At 68.7% G+C, this 18,036-nt stretch carries 13 protein-coding genes; 10 read left to right on the top strand and 3 right to left on the bottom strand.

Features of this window, described 5'->3' with window-relative positions; genetic code table 11:
- Nucleotides 1-64: 64 nt before the first annotated feature.
- Both AC3QL3_RS19155 and thiC read right to left on the bottom strand, forming a co-directional pair.
- Entirely contained in the window at nt 65-1,060 is a 996-nt protein-coding gene (locus tag AC3QL3_RS19155; RefSeq protein WP_492895712.1) for an aspartyl/asparaginyl beta-hydroxylase domain-containing protein, read from the bottom strand.
- Nucleotides 1,061-1,133: 73 nt separating this feature from the next.
- Nucleotides 1,134-3,011, bottom strand: coding sequence for a phosphomethylpyrimidine synthase ThiC (thiC, locus tag AC3QL3_RS19160; RefSeq protein WP_492895713.1), 1,878 nt, complete (start codon nt 3,009-3,011; stop codon nt 1,134-1,136).
- Nucleotides 3,012-3,280: 269 nt separating this feature from the next.
- Here thiC and AC3QL3_RS19165 point away from each other — a divergent pair, with 269 nt between their 5' ends.
- Nucleotides 3,281-4,456, top strand: a complete 1,176-nt coding sequence (locus AC3QL3_RS19165) for an FAD-dependent oxidoreductase (RefSeq protein WP_492895714.1) — start codon at nt 3,281-3,283, stop codon at nt 4,454-4,456.
- Nucleotides 4,457-4,604: 148 nt separating this feature from the next.
- Nucleotides 4,605-5,141, top strand: a complete 537-nt coding sequence (locus AC3QL3_RS19170; RefSeq protein ID WP_492895715.1) for a DUF3016 domain-containing protein — start codon at nt 4,605-4,607, stop codon at nt 5,139-5,141.
- A gap of 32 nt (nt 5,142-5,173) precedes the next feature.
- Here the strand turns inward: AC3QL3_RS19170 and AC3QL3_RS19175 are convergent, their stop codons facing one another.
- Complete coding sequence (locus AC3QL3_RS19175) at nt 5,174-6,652, bottom strand: S41 family peptidase (RefSeq protein ID WP_492895716.1); 1,479 nt, start codon at nt 6,650-6,652, stop codon at nt 5,174-5,176.
- 344 nt (nt 6,653-6,996) lie between these two features.
- Between AC3QL3_RS19175 and pepQ the strand changes: the two genes are divergently transcribed.
- The 8 genes from pepQ to mprF all read left to right on the top strand — a co-directional run bounded on the left by pepQ (nt 6,997) and on the right by mprF (nt 18,016).
- The gene (pepQ, locus tag AC3QL3_RS19180) at nt 6,997-8,346 is read left to right on the top strand and encodes a Xaa-Pro dipeptidase (RefSeq protein WP_492895717.1); all 1,350 of its coding nucleotides are present in this window, start codon (nt 6,997-6,999) and stop codon (nt 8,344-8,346) included.
- Nucleotides 8,343-9,023: a sulfotransferase family 2 domain-containing protein gene (locus AC3QL3_RS19185; protein ID WP_492895718.1), complete on the top strand. Its 681-nt coding sequence runs from the start codon at nt 8,343-8,345 to the stop codon at nt 9,021-9,023. Before pepQ ends, AC3QL3_RS19185 begins: the two co-directional genes overlap by 4 nt.
- On the top strand, nt 8,971-9,537 hold the full coding sequence (locus AC3QL3_RS19190; RefSeq protein WP_492895719.1) for an aspartyl/asparaginyl beta-hydroxylase domain-containing protein: 567 nt from the start codon (nt 8,971-8,973) through the stop codon (nt 9,535-9,537). Before AC3QL3_RS19185 ends, AC3QL3_RS19190 begins: the two co-directional genes overlap by 53 nt.
- Nucleotides 9,538-9,584: 47 nt before the next feature.
- Nucleotides 9,585-11,846 carry a winged helix-turn-helix domain-containing protein gene (locus AC3QL3_RS19195; protein WP_492895720.1) on the top strand — a complete coding sequence of 754 codons (2,262 nt, stop codon included), beginning with the start codon at nt 9,585-9,587 and terminating at the stop codon, nt 11,844-11,846.
- Between the two features lie 127 nt (nt 11,847-11,973).
- Nucleotides 11,974-12,843 (top strand): hypothetical protein, encoded by an 870-nt coding sequence (locus AC3QL3_RS19200; protein ID WP_492895721.1) that lies wholly within the window; start codon nt 11,974-11,976, stop codon nt 12,841-12,843.
- Nucleotides 12,840-14,309: an NHL repeat-containing protein gene (locus AC3QL3_RS19205; RefSeq protein WP_492895722.1), complete on the top strand. Its 1,470-nt coding sequence runs from the start codon at nt 12,840-12,842 to the stop codon at nt 14,307-14,309. The genes AC3QL3_RS19200 and AC3QL3_RS19205 overlap by 4 nt, the downstream gene beginning before the upstream one ends.
- A 110-nt stretch (nt 14,310-14,419) precedes the next feature.
- Nucleotides 14,420-15,256 carry an alpha/beta fold hydrolase gene (locus tag AC3QL3_RS19210; RefSeq protein ID WP_492895723.1) on the top strand — a complete coding sequence of 279 codons (837 nt, stop codon included), beginning with the start codon at nt 14,420-14,422 and terminating at the stop codon, nt 15,254-15,256.
- A gap of 114 nt (nt 15,257-15,370) precedes the next feature.
- A complete protein-coding gene (gene mprF, locus AC3QL3_RS19215) occupies nt 15,371-18,016 on the top strand; it encodes a bifunctional lysylphosphatidylglycerol flippase/synthetase MprF (protein WP_492895724.1) in 2,646 nt (881 codons plus the stop codon).
- The last annotated feature ends 20 nt before the right edge of the window (nt 18,017-18,036 follow it).

The following is an 18,036-nucleotide window of genomic DNA, read 5'->3' on the forward strand; positions in this document are numbered from 1 at the left end:
ATGTCCGCCCGCTGACTGGCTGCGGCGACGCGCTAGGCTCCCGTGCAGGTACGGCTGCGACCGGTCAGCCGCGCGCAGCGCGCGGCGCCGAACGCGACGCTTCTTCGCTGGCGGGGGTCGCCTCGGGCCGGCGCACGGCGCGACCGAGCAGGCCGCGCAAGGCGGCACCGAGATCGACGCCGTTGCGCAGCGGAATCTCGCTGGCGAGCGGGCCGATGCGGCCGAAGAACCCGGCCAGGAGCTCGCGGTAGTCCGGCAGGCCTGCCGGGTCGGTGCCGTGGCGGAACCACAGGCCCTGCCAGTGACGCACGAACAGACCGGCCAGCTGCGCGGCTTCTTGAAAGCGCGGATGCGGCTCCGCCTCGCCGAGCAGGAAATTGATGTGGCCGCGCAGCTCCCAATAGCTCATCGGCGATTGGCTGTTGACCGACTCGAACGGCAGCACCGGCGCCGGCGCCGCACGCTGCGGCGCGACCAAACGCGGACTCCAGCCTTGCTTGGGCACCGTGTGCGGACGGCCGGCATTGACCAGATCCCAGAACAAAGGACCGCCGACGGTGTCGACGACCAGATGCACGCGTGCGCGATCGGCGTCGTTCAACACGTGATGCATGCGCCAGGTGTCGAAAATCCAGCACTCGCCTTCGGCCATGTTGACGTGCGCATCGCCGCAGGAGAAGCGCACCGTCGGCTGCGTCACGATCGGCACGTGCACGCGCACGCGCTCGTTCCAGTAGTAGTCGAGGTCGACATGCTCTTCGACCTCGGCGCGACCGGACAGACGCATCAGGCGAATGCGCCCGAGCACCGCACCGAGGCTGGCCAGCACCTGCTGCATGTACGGACTCTGTTCGAGCGCCGGAGTCGGCCACATCGGCCCTTCCAGTGCGTCGCCGCGCGCCGCATCGCCGCCGACCGCGGCCAACGGCAAGGCCGAATTGCCGGGCATGCCGCTCGGATGCGGGCGCCACCAGCTTTCGTCGAATGCCGCGATCTCGGCCGCCAGCGTCGACGCGTCGAACGCCAGCGGCAGCTGTATGAAGGGAACGGGGAGTTTCATGCGCCGATCTCGTCCGCCGCACGCGCCGGGCGGGAGCCCGGCGTGGCGCGGCGATGCGCGCATGATAGCCGCTTCATGCGCGCCGATAGACCTCGGCGCCGTCGCGGCGGAACTCGGCCGCCTTCTCGCTCAGCCCTTCCGTCAAGGCCTCGCCCTCGCCGACGCCGTGCTCCTTGGCGTAGTCGCGCACATCCTGGGTGATTTTCATCGAGCAGAACTTCGGCCCGCACATCGAGCAGAAATGCGCGCTCTTGTGCGCGTCCTTGGGCAGGGTCTCGTCGTGGAATTCCTTCGCCTTCTCCGGATCGAGACCGAGGTTGAACTGATCGTCCCAGCGGAATTCGAAGCGCGCCTTCGACAGCGCGTTGTCGCGCGCCTGCGCGGCGGGATGGCCCTTGGCCAGGTCGGCGGCGTGCGCGGCGATCTTGTAGGTGATGATGCCGTCGCGCACGTCCTGCTTGTCGGGCAGGCCGAGGTGTTCTTTCGGCGTGACGTAGCAAAGCATGGCCGTGCCGTACCAGCCGATCATCGCGGCGCCGATTGCCGAGGTGATGTGGTCGTAACCGGGGGCGATGTCGGTGGTCAGCGGGCCGAGCGTGTAGAACGGCGCTTCGCCGCATTTCTCCAGCTGCCGCTCCATGTTCTCTTTGACCAGGTGCATCGGCACGTGGCCGGGCCCTTCGATCATCGTCTGCACGTCGTGCTTCCAGGCGATCTGCGTCAGCTCGCCCAAGGTGTCGAGTTCGGCGAACTGCGCGGCGTCGTTGGCGTCGGCGATCGAGCCGGGACGCAGGCCGTCGCCGAGCGAGAACGCCACGTCGTAGGCCTTCATGATTTCGCAGATCTCTTCGAAGCGCTCGTACAGGAACGATTCCTTGTGGTGCGCCAGGCACCACTTCGCCATGATCGAGCCGCCGCGGCTGACGATGCCGGTCACGCGCCGCGCGGTCAGCGGCACGAACGGCAGGCGCACGCCGGCGTGGATGGTGAAGTAGTCCACGCCCTGCTCGGCTTGCTCGATCAAGGTATCGCGGAACAACTCCCAAGTGAGGTCTTCGGCGACGCCGCCGACCTTCTCCAGCGCTTGATAAATCGGCACCGTGCCGATCGGCACCGGCGAGTTGCGCAGGATCCATTCGCGCGTCTCGTGGATGTGCTTGCCGGTGCTGAGATCCATCACCGTATCGGCGCCCCAGCGGATCGCCCACACCATCTTCTCCACTTCCTCGGCGATCGAGCTGGTCACCGCGGAGTTTCCGATGTTCGCGTTGATCTTCACCAGGAAGTTGCGGCCGATGATCATCGGCTCGCTTTCCGGATGGTTGATGTTGTTGGGAATGATGGCGCGGCCGCGCGCGACTTCCTCGCGCACGAACTCGGGCGTGATCAGCTTGGGAATCGCCGCGCCGAAGGATTGACCCGCATGCTGCTTGAGCAGATGCGCTTCGCGGATCGCTTCGAGGCGCTGATTCTCGCGGATCGCGATGTATTCCATTTCCGGCGTGACGACGCCGCGGCGCGCATAGTGCATCTGCGACACGTTCGTGCCGGATTTCGCGCAACGCGGCTTGGGGATGTTGGGGAAGCGCACGTCGGCCAGCTGCTGCGCGTTCGCGTGCCGGCGCGTGAACGGCGAGGTGAAGTCGGCCAGCTGCTCGGTGTCGCCGCGCGCGGCGATCCAGGCCGCGCGCAGGGCGGGCAAGCCGGCGGCGAGATCGACGCGATAGGCCGGATCGGTGTACGGCCCGGAGGTGTCGTACACCGCGAACGGCGCGTTCTTCTCCGCGCCGAACAAGGACGGTGTGTCGGCCAGCGCGATCTCGCGCATCGGCACGCGCAGATCGGCTCGCGATCCTTGCACGTGGATCTTGCGCGAACCGGGAATCGGGCGCGTGACGGCTTCGGACAGCTCGGCGGTCTGGCGCAACAGTTCGGAAGGCAGGGCATTCATCGGCATTCGTCCTATACGTAGCAAGCACCGCGGCGCGGCTGGACGAAGCAGAGATGCGCGGAGGCCGCGATCGGCGACCTCCGCGAAGCTCCCTACGCCGGTGGGGCTTGTCGATACAAGCCGTCGGATCAGGTTCGAAGGGACTCTCTCAGCCGGTTTTCGCCGGCACCCCTGCTTCAAGGTCCGCATTGAAACACGTTCGTTCCGGCGCAACCAGTGACGATGGCGACGCTGCGCGGCTACAGTCGTGCGATGGAAGAACGTCGCGCATGAAGATCGGCATCGTCGGCTACGGCAGCGCCGGTCAAGCCGCCGCGCTGTTTCTCGCGCGCGCCGGCCACACGATCGAGATGTTCGAGCGCAGCACCGAATTGCGTCCGGTCGGCGCCGGCTTCCTGTTGCAGCCGACCGGATTGGGCGTGCTCGACGCGCTCGGCCTCGGCGCCTCGGTGCGCACGCTCGGCGCGCGCATCGAACGCCTGCACGGCGAAAACGCCGCCGGCCGCGCCGTGATGGACATGCGCTACGCCGATTTCGACCCCGCCGCCCGCGGTGTCGGCATGACGCGCGGCGCGCTGTTCGCGCTGCTGCACGAGGGCTGCCGCGAGATCGCCAGCATTCGCACCGGCACGCGCATCACTTCGATCGCCGCGGACGGGCGCGGTCTGCTCGACGCGGATGCCGTCGAATACGGCCCTTACGATCTGATCGTGGTCGCCGACGGCAGTCATTCGAGTCTGCGCGCGCACAGCGGCCTGCTCGTGCGCGAGCCGGTCTATTCCTGGGGCGCGATCTGGTGCCTGTTGCCGGCCGACGACTGGCCGCACGCGACCGAGCTGCGCCAACGCTACGACGGCACGCGCCGGATGATCGGCGTGCTGCCGGTCGGCCAGCGTCCCGGCGATGCCGACGGACGCCGCTGGCTGACGTTCTACTACAGCCTGCCCGGCCATGCCGTCGATGCGTTCGACGAGGCAGCGCTCGCCTCGCTGCAACGCGACGTCGCGACGCTGTGGCCGGAGCTGGCCGAGCGCACGCGCGCGTTGCCCGATCCGGTGCAGTTCAATCGCGCCCGCTATCGCGACGTGGTGCTGCGGCGGCCTTGGCGCGAACGCGTGGTCTACATCGGCGACGCCGCGCACGGCATGAGTCCGCAGCTCGGCCAGGGCGTCAACATGGCCTTGCTCGACGCACAAGCGCTAGCGGCGGCGCTGGCCGCCCACGCCGATCTCAGTACGGCGCTGCGCGACTACGAGCGAGTGCGCGCGCGGCACGTCGCGATCTACCAGTTCCTCAGCCGGTGGCTGACGCCGCTGTTCCAGTCGGACGCGGGCTCGCTCGCGCTCGTGCGCGATCTCTGCTTCGGCCCGCTCGGCCGGCTGCCGCTGGCGCGGCGGCAGATGCTGCAGATCCTTGCCGGCGACAAGCGCCGCTGGTGGCGATAGCGTTTCAGAAATACGTCGGAGCGCCGCTGCATTGCACGTCTTTACCGTCCGTCGACGCGCAAACGGCGACGATCGCCCGCGCCGGCACGTCCATTGAAACGGATGCGATCACGCGCATACCTTCGGCTTCTCCTAGAGCGAGGTGTTTATGAATCATTCCATCGGCAGATCGATAGTCGCGCCGTTCGCGCTCGCGCTCGCCCTGCTCGCCGGCTGCGCCTCCGCGCCGCGCGATCCGGCCGCCGCCGCACGCGTCCAGGTCGACTGGACCAATCCGGAAGCGTTCGCCGACGTGCGCGACAATCCCGGCGGCAGCGTCGGCCGGCAGAAACCGGAAGAATGGCTGCCGCTGCTGGCGCGCCATCTGCAGAACCGCGCCGGCGCGATCCTGCCGCCGGGCGACCAGCTGACGGTGACCTTCACCGACATCAAGCGCGCCGGCTCGTACGAACCCTGGCGCGGGCCGGATTGGAACGACGTGCGCGTGGTCAAGGACATCTATCCGCCGCGCATCGACCTGCGCTTCAAATTGACCGACGCGAACGGCAAGACGCTCGACGAAGGCGAACGCAAGTTGACCGACCCGGCCTATCTCGCTCGCGGCACGATCGACAACGACGATCCGCTGCGTTACGAGAAACGTATGCTGGAGGATTGGCTGCGGCGCGAGTTCCGCGCGCCGTAATCGCGGCGCGCTTCCGGCCGCAGCCGTCGCCGTCAGAAGGCGCGATCGAAACCGTCGCGCCACAGCGTGTCCGCCGCGAGGCGCGCCGTCCGCTCGATCGCCTGCGCGCGGCCGTCGCTGATGCCGACTTCGGGAAACACCTCGAGCGGCACGTCCGGGCGGATACCGACGCCCTCGTGGCTGTCGCCTTGCGCATCGCGCGTGACGTGGTTGGAGATGCTCAGCGCCCAGCCGTTGGGCAGACCGCGCGCGAAACTGCCGGCGAGCGAACCCTGCGTGGTCTGCCCGACTTGAGTCACCTGCGGCAGCGTGCGCAAGTACAGGGTCAGATATTCCGCCGCGCTCAGGGTGAGGTCGCTGGTCAGCAGATAGACCGGTTTGATGTAGCGCACATTGCCGCCCGGCTCGAGGTAGAACGGCTGCGCCTCAGCGCATTGGTCTTGCGGCATCTGCCGCGTGAAGGCGAGTCTGCGGCGATCGGCGAAGCGTGCGGCGATGGTCGCGTACACGTCGGTGGAACCGCCGGTGTTGGTGGCGAGATCGAGCAGCAGCGCGCGCGTTCCCTGCAGCTCTCTAAGCGCGCGATCGAGCACCGCCGTGAACGACTCGCCGCCGGCAAGCGCGGCGCTGTTGATCAGGAGATAGCCGACATTGCCCTCGAGCACACCCCAACGGACCGCGACGATGCCGTTGTCGCCGACGACGCTGCGCGTCGTGCCCGGCGGATCGGGATCGAGCAAGACACCGACGCGCTCCGCCTGCGCATTCATCCAGGCGGCGAACCACTCGTCGAAGTCGGTGATTTCCTTTTGCCGCTCGAACTCGGCGTACAAGCGCGGATAGCTTTGCCGCGCGGCGGCCGCAGCGCCGGTGCCGATCGTGAAGGATTCCTTGCCGATGCGGCCGTTGATCGAGGTGTGCACGTCGCCGATGCCGTCGAACAAATCGAACAGCACGTAAGCGAGCGTTTCGGCGTCTTGTGCCGCCGCCGCGCGTGGACGCAGGTTCGCGGCGCGTTCGGCCCAGTCGACCCCACGCAACGCGGCGTGCGTGTGGAACTCGATCAGCGAGGCGACCGCCGCGTCGAAGACATACAGCGGAGTGCTGCGATCGACGGCCAGCGTGCACGCCGGCGGCAGCGCGGCGAGCGGCCCGGCATGGAACTGCATGTCGCCCGGCCACACCGCAAACACCGTATCGGCCGGCGCGGGTGTACGCGCGTAGACCGACAGCGGCGATTCGCCCGGCTCCGCCGCGCTCAACAGCGGATCGAGCCAGCACAAGTCGCCGGCGCGGCTGTAGACCTGCGCCGTCTGCGCATCGATTTCGGCGAAGTTGCCGCCGCCGCGCAAGTCCCAGCGGCCCTGCACATCCGCCTCGTAGTGGCCGCCCTGCACAGACGGCTGGAACGCCTCGGCGGGCAGGGCCGGCAGCGAGCCGGGCGAACACATCGGCGCGCTGACGCCGAGTGGGGCGATTCCGGCCAGCAAGGCTGCAATCAGATAACGCATGAAGAAAATCCTCGAAGAAATGGAGCGCGCACCGTGCCGCGCCGGCCAATCGGAAAGCTCCGATTGCGCTGGCGTTCGCGCACACAGCAGGGAAGACGACACGCCCGCCGAAGCTAGATCGAGGACGATCAATCGCCCCTGAATCCGCAGCGCCTGCGCGCGTTTCGAGCAACCGTCGATACATGCGCCCGGAAGCGGCTCGCCTTCATCGCGCCGCGGCGATGCCGCACAATGGGCGGCGGCGCATTGTTCGGCCGGCCTGCGATCGGCGATCATCGCCATCCGCGCCACGATCGCGCCCGCCCGGCAGCACCGGCGGCCATCGCAGCTTTTTCAGGAACTCTATGGACACGCAACATCCCGATCTGCACCCGCTGTTCGCCGAGCACATCGCCACGCTGAAGGCGCGCGCCGATCAGGCGCTGGCGCGCGGCGGCTTCGACCATCTGGTCATCGCTTCAGGAAGGCCGGCGTACCAGTTCCTCGACGACCGTCCCTACGCGTTCGCGGTCAATCCGCAATTCAAACACTGGCTGCCGGTGACCAAGGCGCCCGACTCGTGGCTGGTCTACACGCCGGGGCGCAAGCCGAAGCTGATCTACCTGCAACCGCACGACTACTGGCACGTGGTGCCGGAGACGCCGGCTGGCTATTGGGTCGAGCAGTTCGACATCGCGATCATCCGCGAAGCGGACGAAGCACGTGCGCTGCTGCCGAGCGATCCCGCGCGCTGCGCGATCGTCGGCGAAGCGAATGCGGCGCTGGACGGCTTCGCGCCGAACAATCCGCCCGACGTGCTGAACTATCTGCACTATCAGCGCAGCTACAAGACGCCCTACGAACTCGCCATGATGCGCGTCGCCAGCAAGATCGGCGCGCGCGGACATCGCGCGGCGGAGCGCGCGTTCCGCGCCGGAGCGTCGGAATTCGACATTCACGTCGCCTATGTCAGCGCGGCACGGCAGACCGAAAACGAGCTGCCCTACAGCAACATCATCGGGCTGAACGAGCACGCCGCGATCCTGCACTACATGGAGTTCGCGCACGCGCCGCCGGCACAAGCGCACTCGTTCCTGATCGACGCCGGCGCCAGCTTTCACGGCTACGCCAGCGACATCACGCGCACCTACGCCGCGGACGACGCCGGCGAGTTCCACGCCCTGGTCGAAGCAGTCGATGCCGCGCAGCTCGGCCTGTGCGCCAAGGTGCGCGCCGGCCAAAGCTATCCGGAACTGCATCTGCACGCGCATCGCGTGCTCGGCGACATCCTCAAGCAGCACGGCATCATCCGCATGAGCGGCGAGAGCGCGCTCGAGTCGGGGCTGTCCTCGATCTTCTTCCCGCATGGCCTGGGCCATCCGATCGGCTTGCAGGTCCACGACGTCGCCGGCTTCCAGGCCAGCGACAGCGGCGGCAGCATCGGACGCCCACCCGGCCATCCCTACCTGCGCATGACGCGCGTGCTCGAACCGGGCATGGCGGTCACGATCGAGCCGGGCCTGTACTTCATCGACCTGCTGCTCGCCAAGCTGAAAGACCAACCGCTGGCGAAGGAAGTCGACTGGGCCAAGATCGACGCCTTGCACAAGTACGGCGGCGTGCGCATCGAGGACGACGTGGTCTGCACCGAAGGCGAGCCGGAGAATCTCACTCGCACCGCGTTCGCAGCGCTCGCGCCGGGGCAGCCGGCTTGATCGTCTCGTACCGGCATCGCTTCGTTTTCGTCGCGATCCCCAAAACCGGCACCCATTCGGTGCGCCAGGCGCTGCGCGCGGTGCTCGGCCCGGACGACCTCGAGCAGGTCGGTTTGTTCGTGCGCAAGCGCTTCCCGTTTCCGGAGCTGGCCAATATCCCGCACGGTCACATCAGCGCCGCTCAGATCCGGCCGGTGCTCGGCGAGGAAGCCTTCGCCAGCTATTTCAAGTTCGCCTTCGTGCGCAACCCGTTCGACCGCTTCGTCTCCTATTGCGCCTTCGTCAGCCGCGACACCGGCGATTTCGAACGCGCACCGCTCGCCTTCATGAAATACGTGATCCGCGAACTGCGCCCGTTCGACCACATCCTGTTCCGGCCGCAGTACGAGTTCGTGGTCGACGCCGGCGGCCGTCCGCTGGTCGACTACGTTGGCCGCACCGAGGACATGCAGGCCTCCTACGATACGATCTGCGCGCGCCTGGGCATCGAGAGCACCGCGCTGGAACGCGTCAACGCCTCCTCGCACCGGCCCTACGCGGCATACTACGACGACGGACTGGTCGCCATGGTCGGCCAGCTCTACCGCGACGACCTCGCCCTGTTCAACTATCGGTTCGATCCGCATGTACGCCAATCCGCGCAAGACCAAAGCGGTCAGATTCCTCGGCCCGATTGACCTCGGCGGGGTGCGCGAGGAAATCCTCGCCATCCCCGACGAAATCTGGGCGCGCGAGAACGCGACCAAGCCGAACAAGTTCGGCGCGCTCGATCAGACCCAGCACATCGTCTTCCGCTTCGTCTCCAGCTTCGAAGACTGGCGCCAGTCCTACGAAACACCGCTGTGGCAGGAGTGGAAGCCGCGCATCGTGCCGCTGCTGGCGCAGGCGACCGCGCCCTACGGCTACGCCAACGGCGCGTTCCCGCGCATCATGCTGGCGAAGATGGCGCCCAACGGCATCATCCATCCGCACGTCGACGCCAATCCGGCCGCGCGCTGGCCGCACAAGATCCACATTCCGATCCAGACCAATCCGGGCGTCGCGTTCTACGTCGATCCGGAGACTTACCACTTCGAGGTCGGTCAGGCCTACGAGGTCAACAACCTCGGTCGCCACGCGGTGCACAACGGCGGCACCTCCTCGCGCATCCATCTGATCTTCGAGTACTACGACCCCGATCAGCCGGAATAGGCGCGAGCGCGATATCCAGTGCGCGATCGCGGCGCTACCCTGCGCGAATGACCGCACCGGTGCATCGTTTCGGCTCGTTCCGACTGGTCCCCGCCGCACGTGAACTGTGGCAGGGCGAGCGTCTGATCGCGTTGCCGCCGAAGTCGTTCGACTGTCTCGCCTATCTGATCGAGCAGCGCGAACGCGCAGTCGGCCGCGACGAGCTGATCAGCGCGGTCTGGGGCCGCACCGACGTCAGCGACGACTTGCTCGCGCAAACCCTGCTGCGCGCGCGCCGCGCGGTCGGCGACACCGGCAACGAGCAGCGCGCGATCCGCACCGTGCCGCGCTTCGGCTATCGCTGGGTGCTGCCGCTGGAGGAAGCCGAAGCGCCGGCGACGAAAGCGGTGACCGCGCCGACACCGCTGCGGCGCCGGCGGCCTCTCTGGATCGCCGCCTTGCTGGTGCTCGCCGCCGCCGCACTGGCGGTCTGGTTCTGGCGCGAACGCACCGCGCCCGCGGCGAAACCGCATGCCGGCGGCGTGCTGGTGCTGCCGGTACGCTACGACGGCGGCGATGGCGAGAGCGCCTGGCTGCGACTCGGCGCGATGGACTACGTCGCGACCCAGCTGCGCGATCGCGCGCAATTGCAGGTATTGCCGAGCGAACAGACCTTGCTGTTGATCGGCCACGACACCGACCCGACCGACGCCGGCGCCTTGCACCGGCTCGAACTCGCCACCGGCGCGAGCTACGTGCTGGCGCCGTCGGCGAGTCTCGAGCACGGCGACTGGAACGTGCTGCTCGACGCCTATCACGACGGCGGCGTGCAGAGCTTCGAGGCGCGCGGCGCCAATCCGCTCGAAGCCGCGTCGATCGCGGTCGACCGCTTCCTCGCCGGCCTCGGCGTCAGCGTACGCGCCGCCGGCGACGGCGCGACCTCGCAAGCCGCAGTGCAGATCAAGCGCATCGACGCGGCGATGCTGGCCGGCGATCTCGACGGCGCGCGCCGGCTGATCGAGGCATTGCCGCCGGCCGCCCGCCGCGATCCGGAAACGATCGTGCGCATCGGCCAGCTCGCGTTCCGCGCCGGCCAACTGCAGGTCGCGCGCGAAACGTTCCAGCCGTTGGCGGCATCCGACGCGTCGCCGTCGGCGCGTGCGCAAGCGCTGATGGGCTTGGGCGCGGTGGCGGTGCGCGAAGCCGATTTCGACGGCGCCGAACGCCAGTACATGGCCGCCATCGCGCTGCTCGCGCAAGCCGGAGTGACGCAGCCCGACCTGGTCGGCAATGCCTACAGCGGCCGCGGCGTCGCGCATTCGGCGCGCAACCGCTTCGACGATGCGCTGGCCGATTTCGGCCGCGCGCGGATCGAACTCGAACGCGCCGGCGATCGCACCGGCGCCGCCACCGTCGACGTCAATCTCGGCTTGCTCGAAGGCAACCGCGGCCACTACGCCGATGCCGTGCAGGCCTTCGACCGCGCGATCGCGGTGTTCACGCGCTTCGGCGTACGCGACCACCTCGCCGCCGCCCTGCTCGGCAAGGCCAACGCGCAACTGGCCCTGCTCGACAACGCACAGGCGCTGGCTGCCGGCGTGCGCGCGCAAGAACTCTCGGCGCAATTGGAAAACCCGCTGCTCAAGCGGCGCATCGCCGCCGTGCGCATCGCGGCCTTGCTCGCCAACGGCGAACTGGACCAGGCGCAGGCGGCGCTCGATGCGACAAGTCGCGAGGACGCCGCCGGCGCCGACTTCGCTCTGCTGCGAGCACGCCTCCTGCTCGAACGCGGCGACTTGGCCGGCGCCGTGGGGCAGGCAAACAGCGCGTTGGCCGCGGCTGCGGCCGCGCCGGCCGAAGCCAATCTCGGCGACGCCGTGCAATTGGCGGTGGTAGCGACACGCCGCGGCGGCGAGGCGGCTCTGCTCGAGCGCGCACTGGCGCAAGCCGAACGCGAGAACGCCAGCGATGCACGCATCGACCTTGATCTCGGCGTGCGCCTGGGGCGCGCGCAGCAGCTCGCCCTGCGCGGCGATCCCGCCGCGGCGGCCAGCTTCGCCGCAGCGCTGGCCGAGGCCGACCGCCGTGGTGTCGCCGAGGCCGTCGTCGCGGCCGCTGTCGCCTACGCCGACTACCTCGTGCGGCAACATCAGAACGACACCGCGGCGACCGTGCTCGGTCGGCTGGCGCCATACGTGGGTCGCGACTATCGCGCCGCGCACGCCGTCGCCACGCTCGCGCTCGCACTCGGCAACGCGGGGCCGGCGCGCGACGCGGCAGCTCAGGCGCGCCGTCTCGCCGGCCAGCGCCAGCTCGACGCGCCGCTCTAGATGGCGTGACACAAGTCGCTGAAAGCGGCGGCTTTCATCGCCCTGTCAGGCAACGCTCAGCGCCTTTTCAAGCTCGCACCAGGCCGCCCGCATGCGGACGCCGCCGTCGCAACCGAGCATCGGCGGCATGTTCTCTCGCCTCGCCTTCGTCCTGCTTCTTCTGGCTTCGCCGCTGGCGAAGGCCGCGGGCTTTCTCGCGCTCGACCTGCCGGGCAGCCAGCTGACCGCGATCGCCGACGACGGTCGCAGCGCGGCCGGCAGCCTGGTCGGCGCCGGCGGCGGCGGTTTCCGCTGGCAGCAGGATCGCGGCGTGCGCCTTTTGCCCGACGCGCTGTCCGTCCGCGCGTTGTCGCCGTCGGGGCGTTATCTCGTCGGCACCTCGCTCGATCGCAACGCGGGCGAGGTGGCGACGTGGTGGGACGCCGATGGTCTCGCCCACCCGCTCGACACCGGCGCGATCGGCGGCGTCGCGCCGAGTATCGGACGCGCGATCGACGACGCTGGAAACCTGCGCGGCACCGCCGGCGACGGTCGCGGCGGTCGCATCGCGTTTCGTTGGAGTGCCGCCGGCGGATTGAGCCGGCTCGCCGACGACGCGAGCCCCATCGAGCCCATGCTTTGCGCGAGCGCCGTGACAGACGCGAGCACGCCGGAGCCGAGCGACTATCTCGCCGCCAGCCGCGACGGCGCGCTGCGCGTCGGCCACGCCGGCAGCGGCAGCGAACGCCGTGCGATCGTCTGGACCGCGCAGAACGGAGTGCAACGGCTCGAGGTGTTCCTCGCCGCGCACGGCGTCGAAGTGCCGCGCGGCTGGACCTTGCTCGCGGCCAGCGCGGTCGACCCCGATGCGCGCCGCATCGGCGGCTACGGCCTGCATCAGCATCGTTTCGATTCGTTCATCGCCGAGTTGCCGGCGAACGTGCGAATCCTCTGCGATTCACTCCCACCACCGACGGCATCGCAGCGCCGGGAACACAGCCAGGAGATCACGCCATGAAGTCTTGCTTGTTTCGCTACACGAGCCTCGTCCTGACCGCGCTCGGCCCGACCCTCGCCACAGCGCAATGGTCGTCCGATCCGAGCGACAACCTGATCGTCGCCGACGCGTATGCCGACCAGACCCAACCGAAGATCGTCGCCGCCGCCGACGGCGGCTACTACGTCAGCTGGCTCGACGACATCGCACACGGCTTCGGCATCCATCTGCAGCGCCTCGACGCGCAGGGGAACGCGCTGTGGAGCGACGACGGCATTCTCGTCGCCGCGCGCGAACTCGGCTTCACCTACGACTACGGCCTCGTCGTCGACGCCGACGGCAACGCCTACCTCGCTTTCAACTGCTGCGAAAACAACTCGCCCGACGAGCACATCGTGGTCAGCAAGGTCACGCCCGACGGCAGCCTGCCCTGGGGCGCGGCCGGGCTGACCGTGTCGGCGCCGGCCTCGACCGAGCAGCCTTATGCCGCCAGCGTCGCGCTCACCAGCGACGGCTACGTCGCCGCGGCATGGACCTCCGATAACGGCGTGCGCGTGCAGAAGCTCGATGCCGACGGCACCGCGCAATGGGCGCAGAACGGCCTGCTGCTGACGCCGCCGAGCGGCTTCATGCTGCTGGCCGATCTGCAGGCGTCGCAGGAGGGCGAGCTGATCGTGTCGTGGTCGAACCAGTCCGGCCCGACGCGCATCCTGCGCGCGCAGAAGCTCGGCACCGACGGCGCGCCGCTGTGGGGCGCGGGCGGCGTGCGCGTGTTCGGTCAGGGCAACCTGCAGGCCGGCTACTTCCCCTCGTTCATCGCCGACGGCAGCGGCGGCGCGGTGTTCTACGACTACGACGCGGTCGGCAACGCGTTCTTCGCGCGCGTGCAGCGTCTCGACTCGAGCGGCGCACCGCTATTCGACCCCAACGGCGTCTTGGCCAGCACCGACACCGGCAGCGACCACGTCGGCACGGCCGCCGCTTTCGACGCGGCGAGCGGCGACATCTACGTCCTCTGGCAGGACGAGAAGACCGAAAACCAGCAAAGCTACAGCGGCGTCTCGGCACAACGCATCGACGCCAGCGGTCAGCGTGCCTGGGGTGACAGCGGCAAGGTGCTGGTGGCGCCGGTCATTTCGACGGACGGCACCCATGCGATCTCGCAACTGACCGCACTACCGGCCGCGGGCGGTTTCTTCGCCGGCTGGACCACCGGCGCGATCCCGGCCGCCGATCAGCCGATCACGGTCGCGCGCCTCGGCGCCGACGGCAGTTACGCCTGGACGGCACAGACGGTCGCGATCAAGACCTTGCGCTACACCGGCCGTACCGTCGCCACGCTCGGCGCAAACGGCGGCGCGGTGTACGCCTGGCAAGACGGCGCCGACGGCGCCTCGACGATCCGCGCACAGAACCTCAATGCCGACGGCACGCTCGGCAATGCCGTAGCCGACCGCATCTTCGTCGACGGCTTCGACGGCGGCTGAGCGCGCGCCCAATCTCGTCCGCAATCCGGCGTCATTCGCGCGCACTGCGCGGATGACGTCCGCCGCGTTCTGCGCTAGCGTGGCGCCGCCACGGATTGGGGAGCGATTGCGTGAGGTGTTTCTTTCGCGGGTTGTTGTTCGCCGCTTCGTTCGCGCTCTGCTTCGGCGCGAACGCCAGCGCTTCCACCATCAAGCACACGCGGCACAAGGCCGCTAAGGCGGCCAAAGCACCGCCACGCGATCCCGTGGTCGAGCGCTGGCTCGACATCGCCGGCTTCGGCGAAGTGGCGATCTACAAACCGAAGGATGCGGCGCGCGGCCTGGTGCTGTTCGCTTCGGGCGACGGCGGCTGGAGTTTGGGCGTGACCGACATGGCGCACGAAGCGGTCGCGCGCGGCTACTGGGTCGCCGGCTTCAGCACGCCGCGGTTTCTGAAAGAACTCGACGCCGGCGAAGACGCCTGCAGCGACGCCGACGGCCGCCTGGCCGAACTCGGCGCCGACCTCGTACAGAAGCTCGAACTGCCGCACGAAACGCGTCCGCTGCTGATCGGCTATTCCTCCGGCGCGACCCTGGTTTACGCGGCGCTCGCGGCCGATGCCGGCGCGCGTCTGGACGGCGGCATCAGCCTCGGCTTCTGTCCGGATTTGCTGATCCACAAGCCGTTCTGCCCTGGCACCGGCGAGTTGAGCGCGCATTGGCAGCAGCAGCCGCCGACTTGGGTGTTCGACAAGCGCGATACCGTGCGCGTGCGCTGGCGCATCCTGCAGGGCGAAAGCGATCAGATCTGCGATCCGAAGTTTGCGCCCGAGTTCGCCGCCGGCCAGACCGACTCCAAAGCGGTGATGCTGCCCAAGGTCGGCCACGGCTTCGGCGTGCCGAAGAATTGGCTGCCGCAGTACCGGCAAAGCCTGGACGAAATGTTCGGTCTCGACGTGCCGCACTGACCGAAGTCCATCGCCACGCGGCACTCGCTGCGCGCGACCGCGCCGACGCCGCGAGCGAACTCCGCTGGCCGAAGCCGCTACACTTTGCCGCCTGTCACGGAAGATCGCCCCAGCATGAGCGACGAAACGACCCGCGATCCGGCGCCGGCTGCCAAACCCGGTTGGCGCGCACATCTGCGCTGGCTGATACCGATCGCGTTTCTCGCCCTGATCGCCTGGCTGCTCGTGGTCGGCATCAGCGAGTTCAACCTGCAGGAAATGCAGCGCACCCTGCTCGAAGTGCCGACCTTGCCGGCGCTCGGCGTCGCTGCGCTGGCGCTCACCGCGGTCGCCTTCACCGGCCTGATCGATCTGGCCATCGCGCGCTGGCTCGGCCTGGCGCTGCCGACGCGTGAGGTGCTGCGCCTGGCCTTCGTCGCCAACGCGCTGTCCAACACGCTGAACCTGTCGGGCGCGGTCGGCTCGGGCGTGCGTCTGCTCGGGCTGTCGGCGCGGCGGATCGAGCTGCCGGTCGGCGCGGCGCTGATCGGTCTGCAGGTGCTGTCGCTGCCGCTCGGCTTGTCGGTGCTGATCGTCGCCACGCTCGCGCTCGGCTCGACCCCGATCACACCGAGCGAAACCACACGCTGGCTCGCGCTCGCGGTGCTGGTCGCGGCGACGCTGTACCTGCCGGCCTTCTTCTTCCTGACCGCACGGCGGCGCCTGATGCGCTGGCTGCCGCGCGGCATGGCGCTGCCGCCGCTGCGGTTGAAGCTGACCCTGGTGCTGCTCTCGTTCGTCGACTGGCTGCTGGCCGCCGCGGTGCTGTACGCCTGCCTGTACATGACCGGCGTGCACGTGAAGCCGGGCCCGATGCTCGGCAGCTTCGCCGCGGCGCAGACGCTCGGCCTGCTCAGCCTGATTCCGGGCGGCTTCGGCGTGTTCGACGGCTTGATGCTGCTGGCGCTGACCAGCGAGGGCTACGAAAGCGCGGCGGTGCTGTCGGCGCTGTTCCTGTTTCGCATCGCCTATTACCTGGTGCCGCTCTTGGCCGGCCTGTACTTCGGCTCGGGCATGCTGGCCGAACGCCTGCCGGCGGTGGTGCGCGCCGGCGAGCGGCTGCGCGCGCATCCCTTGTTCGGGTTGCTCGGACTGCCGGCGAGTCTGTTGGCCGGCTTCGGTATCCGCGTGCTGGCCGTGCTGACCTTCCTCGCCGGCCTGGTGCTGCTCGCCTCGGCCGCGATTCCGAGCGTGCACGAGCACATCGAGGTGGTGCGCGAGCATCTGCCGCTGGCGGCGGTGGAGAGTTCGTATTGGCTGTCGATCGTGACCGGCGTGCTCCTGCTCGGCCTCGGCCGCGGCATCGACGGCCGCCTGCGTGTCGCCTACCGGCTGGCGTCGATCACCCTGGTGGTCGGCGCGGCGCTGTCGGTGACCAAGGGCCTGCACTTCGGCGAAGCGCTGTTCCTGCTCGCGATCGCGGCGCTCTTGCGCACGCGCAAGCGCGAGTTCACCCAGCGCGCGATGAGCCTGACCTCGCTGACGACCTTCACCTGGCTCGGCGGCCTGATCGTGGTGGTGCTCGCGTTCTTCGCCATCGGCATGCTGGCGGTGCTCGGCGACGACAGCTTCGATCTCTGGTACTTCGGCGTGGGCGAGCATTCCTCCAAGCTCGCGCGCGGCCTGTTCGCGGCCTTGCTCGGTGTTGCGATCTATCTGATCTGGCAATCGTTCTCGGTGCGCCGGCCGCCGCTCAAACGGCCCGAGCGCGCCGAGCTCGAACGCGCGCGCAGCATCTACCTCGAACACGGCGGCGGCGAGTTCGCGCATCTGTCGTTCATGGGCGACAAGCATCTGTTCTGGTCGGGCGATCACGGACCCGACAAAGGTCGCGCCGTGGTCGCCTACGGCGCGGTGCGCGACCGCCTGGTCGCGCTCGGCTCCCCATGCGGGCCAGAGGCGGCGATCAAGCGCGCGATCCTCGATTTCCGCCAGTTCGCCGACGCGCAGGATCGCGCGCCGCTGTTCTACGAAGTGCTCGAGCCCGATCTCTCGCTCTACCACGACCTCGGCTTCGACCTGTTCAAGCTCGGCGAGCTGGCGACGATCCGGCTGGAGGAATTCACCCTCGCCGGCAAGCGCTGGGAGGATCTGCGCCAGGCGGTCAATCGCTCGGTCAAAGAACGCTTGACCTTCGAACTGGTGGAGCCGCCGTTCGATACCGTGCTGATGAGCGATCTCGAACGCGTTTCCGACGCCTGGCTGGCGGACAAGGGCGCGCACGAGAAGAGCTTCTCGCTCGGCCATTTCGACGCCGACTATTTCGCCTGGAGCCCGCTTGCGCTGGTACGCCGAGACGGCGAGCTGATCGCCTTCGCCAACGTGCTGCCGCCGTACGGCCCGGGCGGCACCGCCAGCGTGGATCTGATGCGCCACGTCGACGGCGCCCCGCGCGGCACCATGGACTTCCTGTTCGCCAAGGTCATGCAGTGGGCGAAGCATCAGGGCCACGCCAGCTTCAGCCTCGGCATGGCGCCGCTGTCGGCGGTCGGCGACAACCCCTACGCGCGCATCAACGAACGCCTCGCCGCGCTCGCGTTCCAATACGGCGGACGCTTCTACAACTATCAGGGACTGCGGCGCTACAAGGAAAAATTCGGCCCGCAATGGACCGGCTCCTATCTCGCCTATCCGCGCGGCCTATGGGTGCCGGGGTTGCTGATCGACATCGCGGCCCTGGTTGCCGGCGGCTATCGGCGATTCCTGTTTCCTCGCTTTTGACTCAGCTGCCAACCACGTAG

Source organism: Dokdonella sp. GW821-FHT11D02 (assembly GCF_058808595.1).

Coding starts and splice junctions, on each gene's coding strand:
- AC3QL3_RS19155 (WP_492895712.1), bottom strand. CDS start 1,060: ATGAAACTCCCCGTTCCCTTCATACAGCTGCCGCTGGCGTTCGACGCG.
- thiC (WP_492895713.1), bottom strand. CDS start 3,011: ATGAATGCCCTGCCTTCCGAACTGTTGCGCCAGACCGCCGAGCTGTCC.
- AC3QL3_RS19165 (WP_492895714.1), top strand. CDS start 3,281: ATGAAGATCGGCATCGTCGGCTACGGCAGCGCCGGTCAAGCCGCCGCG.
- AC3QL3_RS19170 (WP_492895715.1), top strand. CDS start 4,605: ATGAATCATTCCATCGGCAGATCGATAGTCGCGCCGTTCGCGCTCGCG.
- AC3QL3_RS19175 (WP_492895716.1), bottom strand. CDS start 6,652: ATGCGTTATCTGATTGCAGCCTTGCTGGCCGGAATCGCCCCACTCGGC.
- pepQ (WP_492895717.1), top strand. CDS start 6,997: ATGGACACGCAACATCCCGATCTGCACCCGCTGTTCGCCGAGCACATC.
- AC3QL3_RS19190 (WP_492895719.1), top strand. CDS start 8,971: ATGTACGCCAATCCGCGCAAGACCAAAGCGGTCAGATTCCTCGGCCCG.
- AC3QL3_RS19195 (WP_492895720.1), top strand. CDS start 9,585: ATGACCGCACCGGTGCATCGTTTCGGCTCGTTCCGACTGGTCCCCGCC.
- AC3QL3_RS19200 (WP_492895721.1), top strand. CDS start 11,974: ATGTTCTCTCGCCTCGCCTTCGTCCTGCTTCTTCTGGCTTCGCCGCTG.
- AC3QL3_RS19205 (WP_492895722.1), top strand. CDS start 12,840: ATGAAGTCTTGCTTGTTTCGCTACACGAGCCTCGTCCTGACCGCGCTC.
- mprF (WP_492895724.1), top strand. CDS start 15,371: ATGAGCGACGAAACGACCCGCGATCCGGCGCCGGCTGCCAAACCCGGT.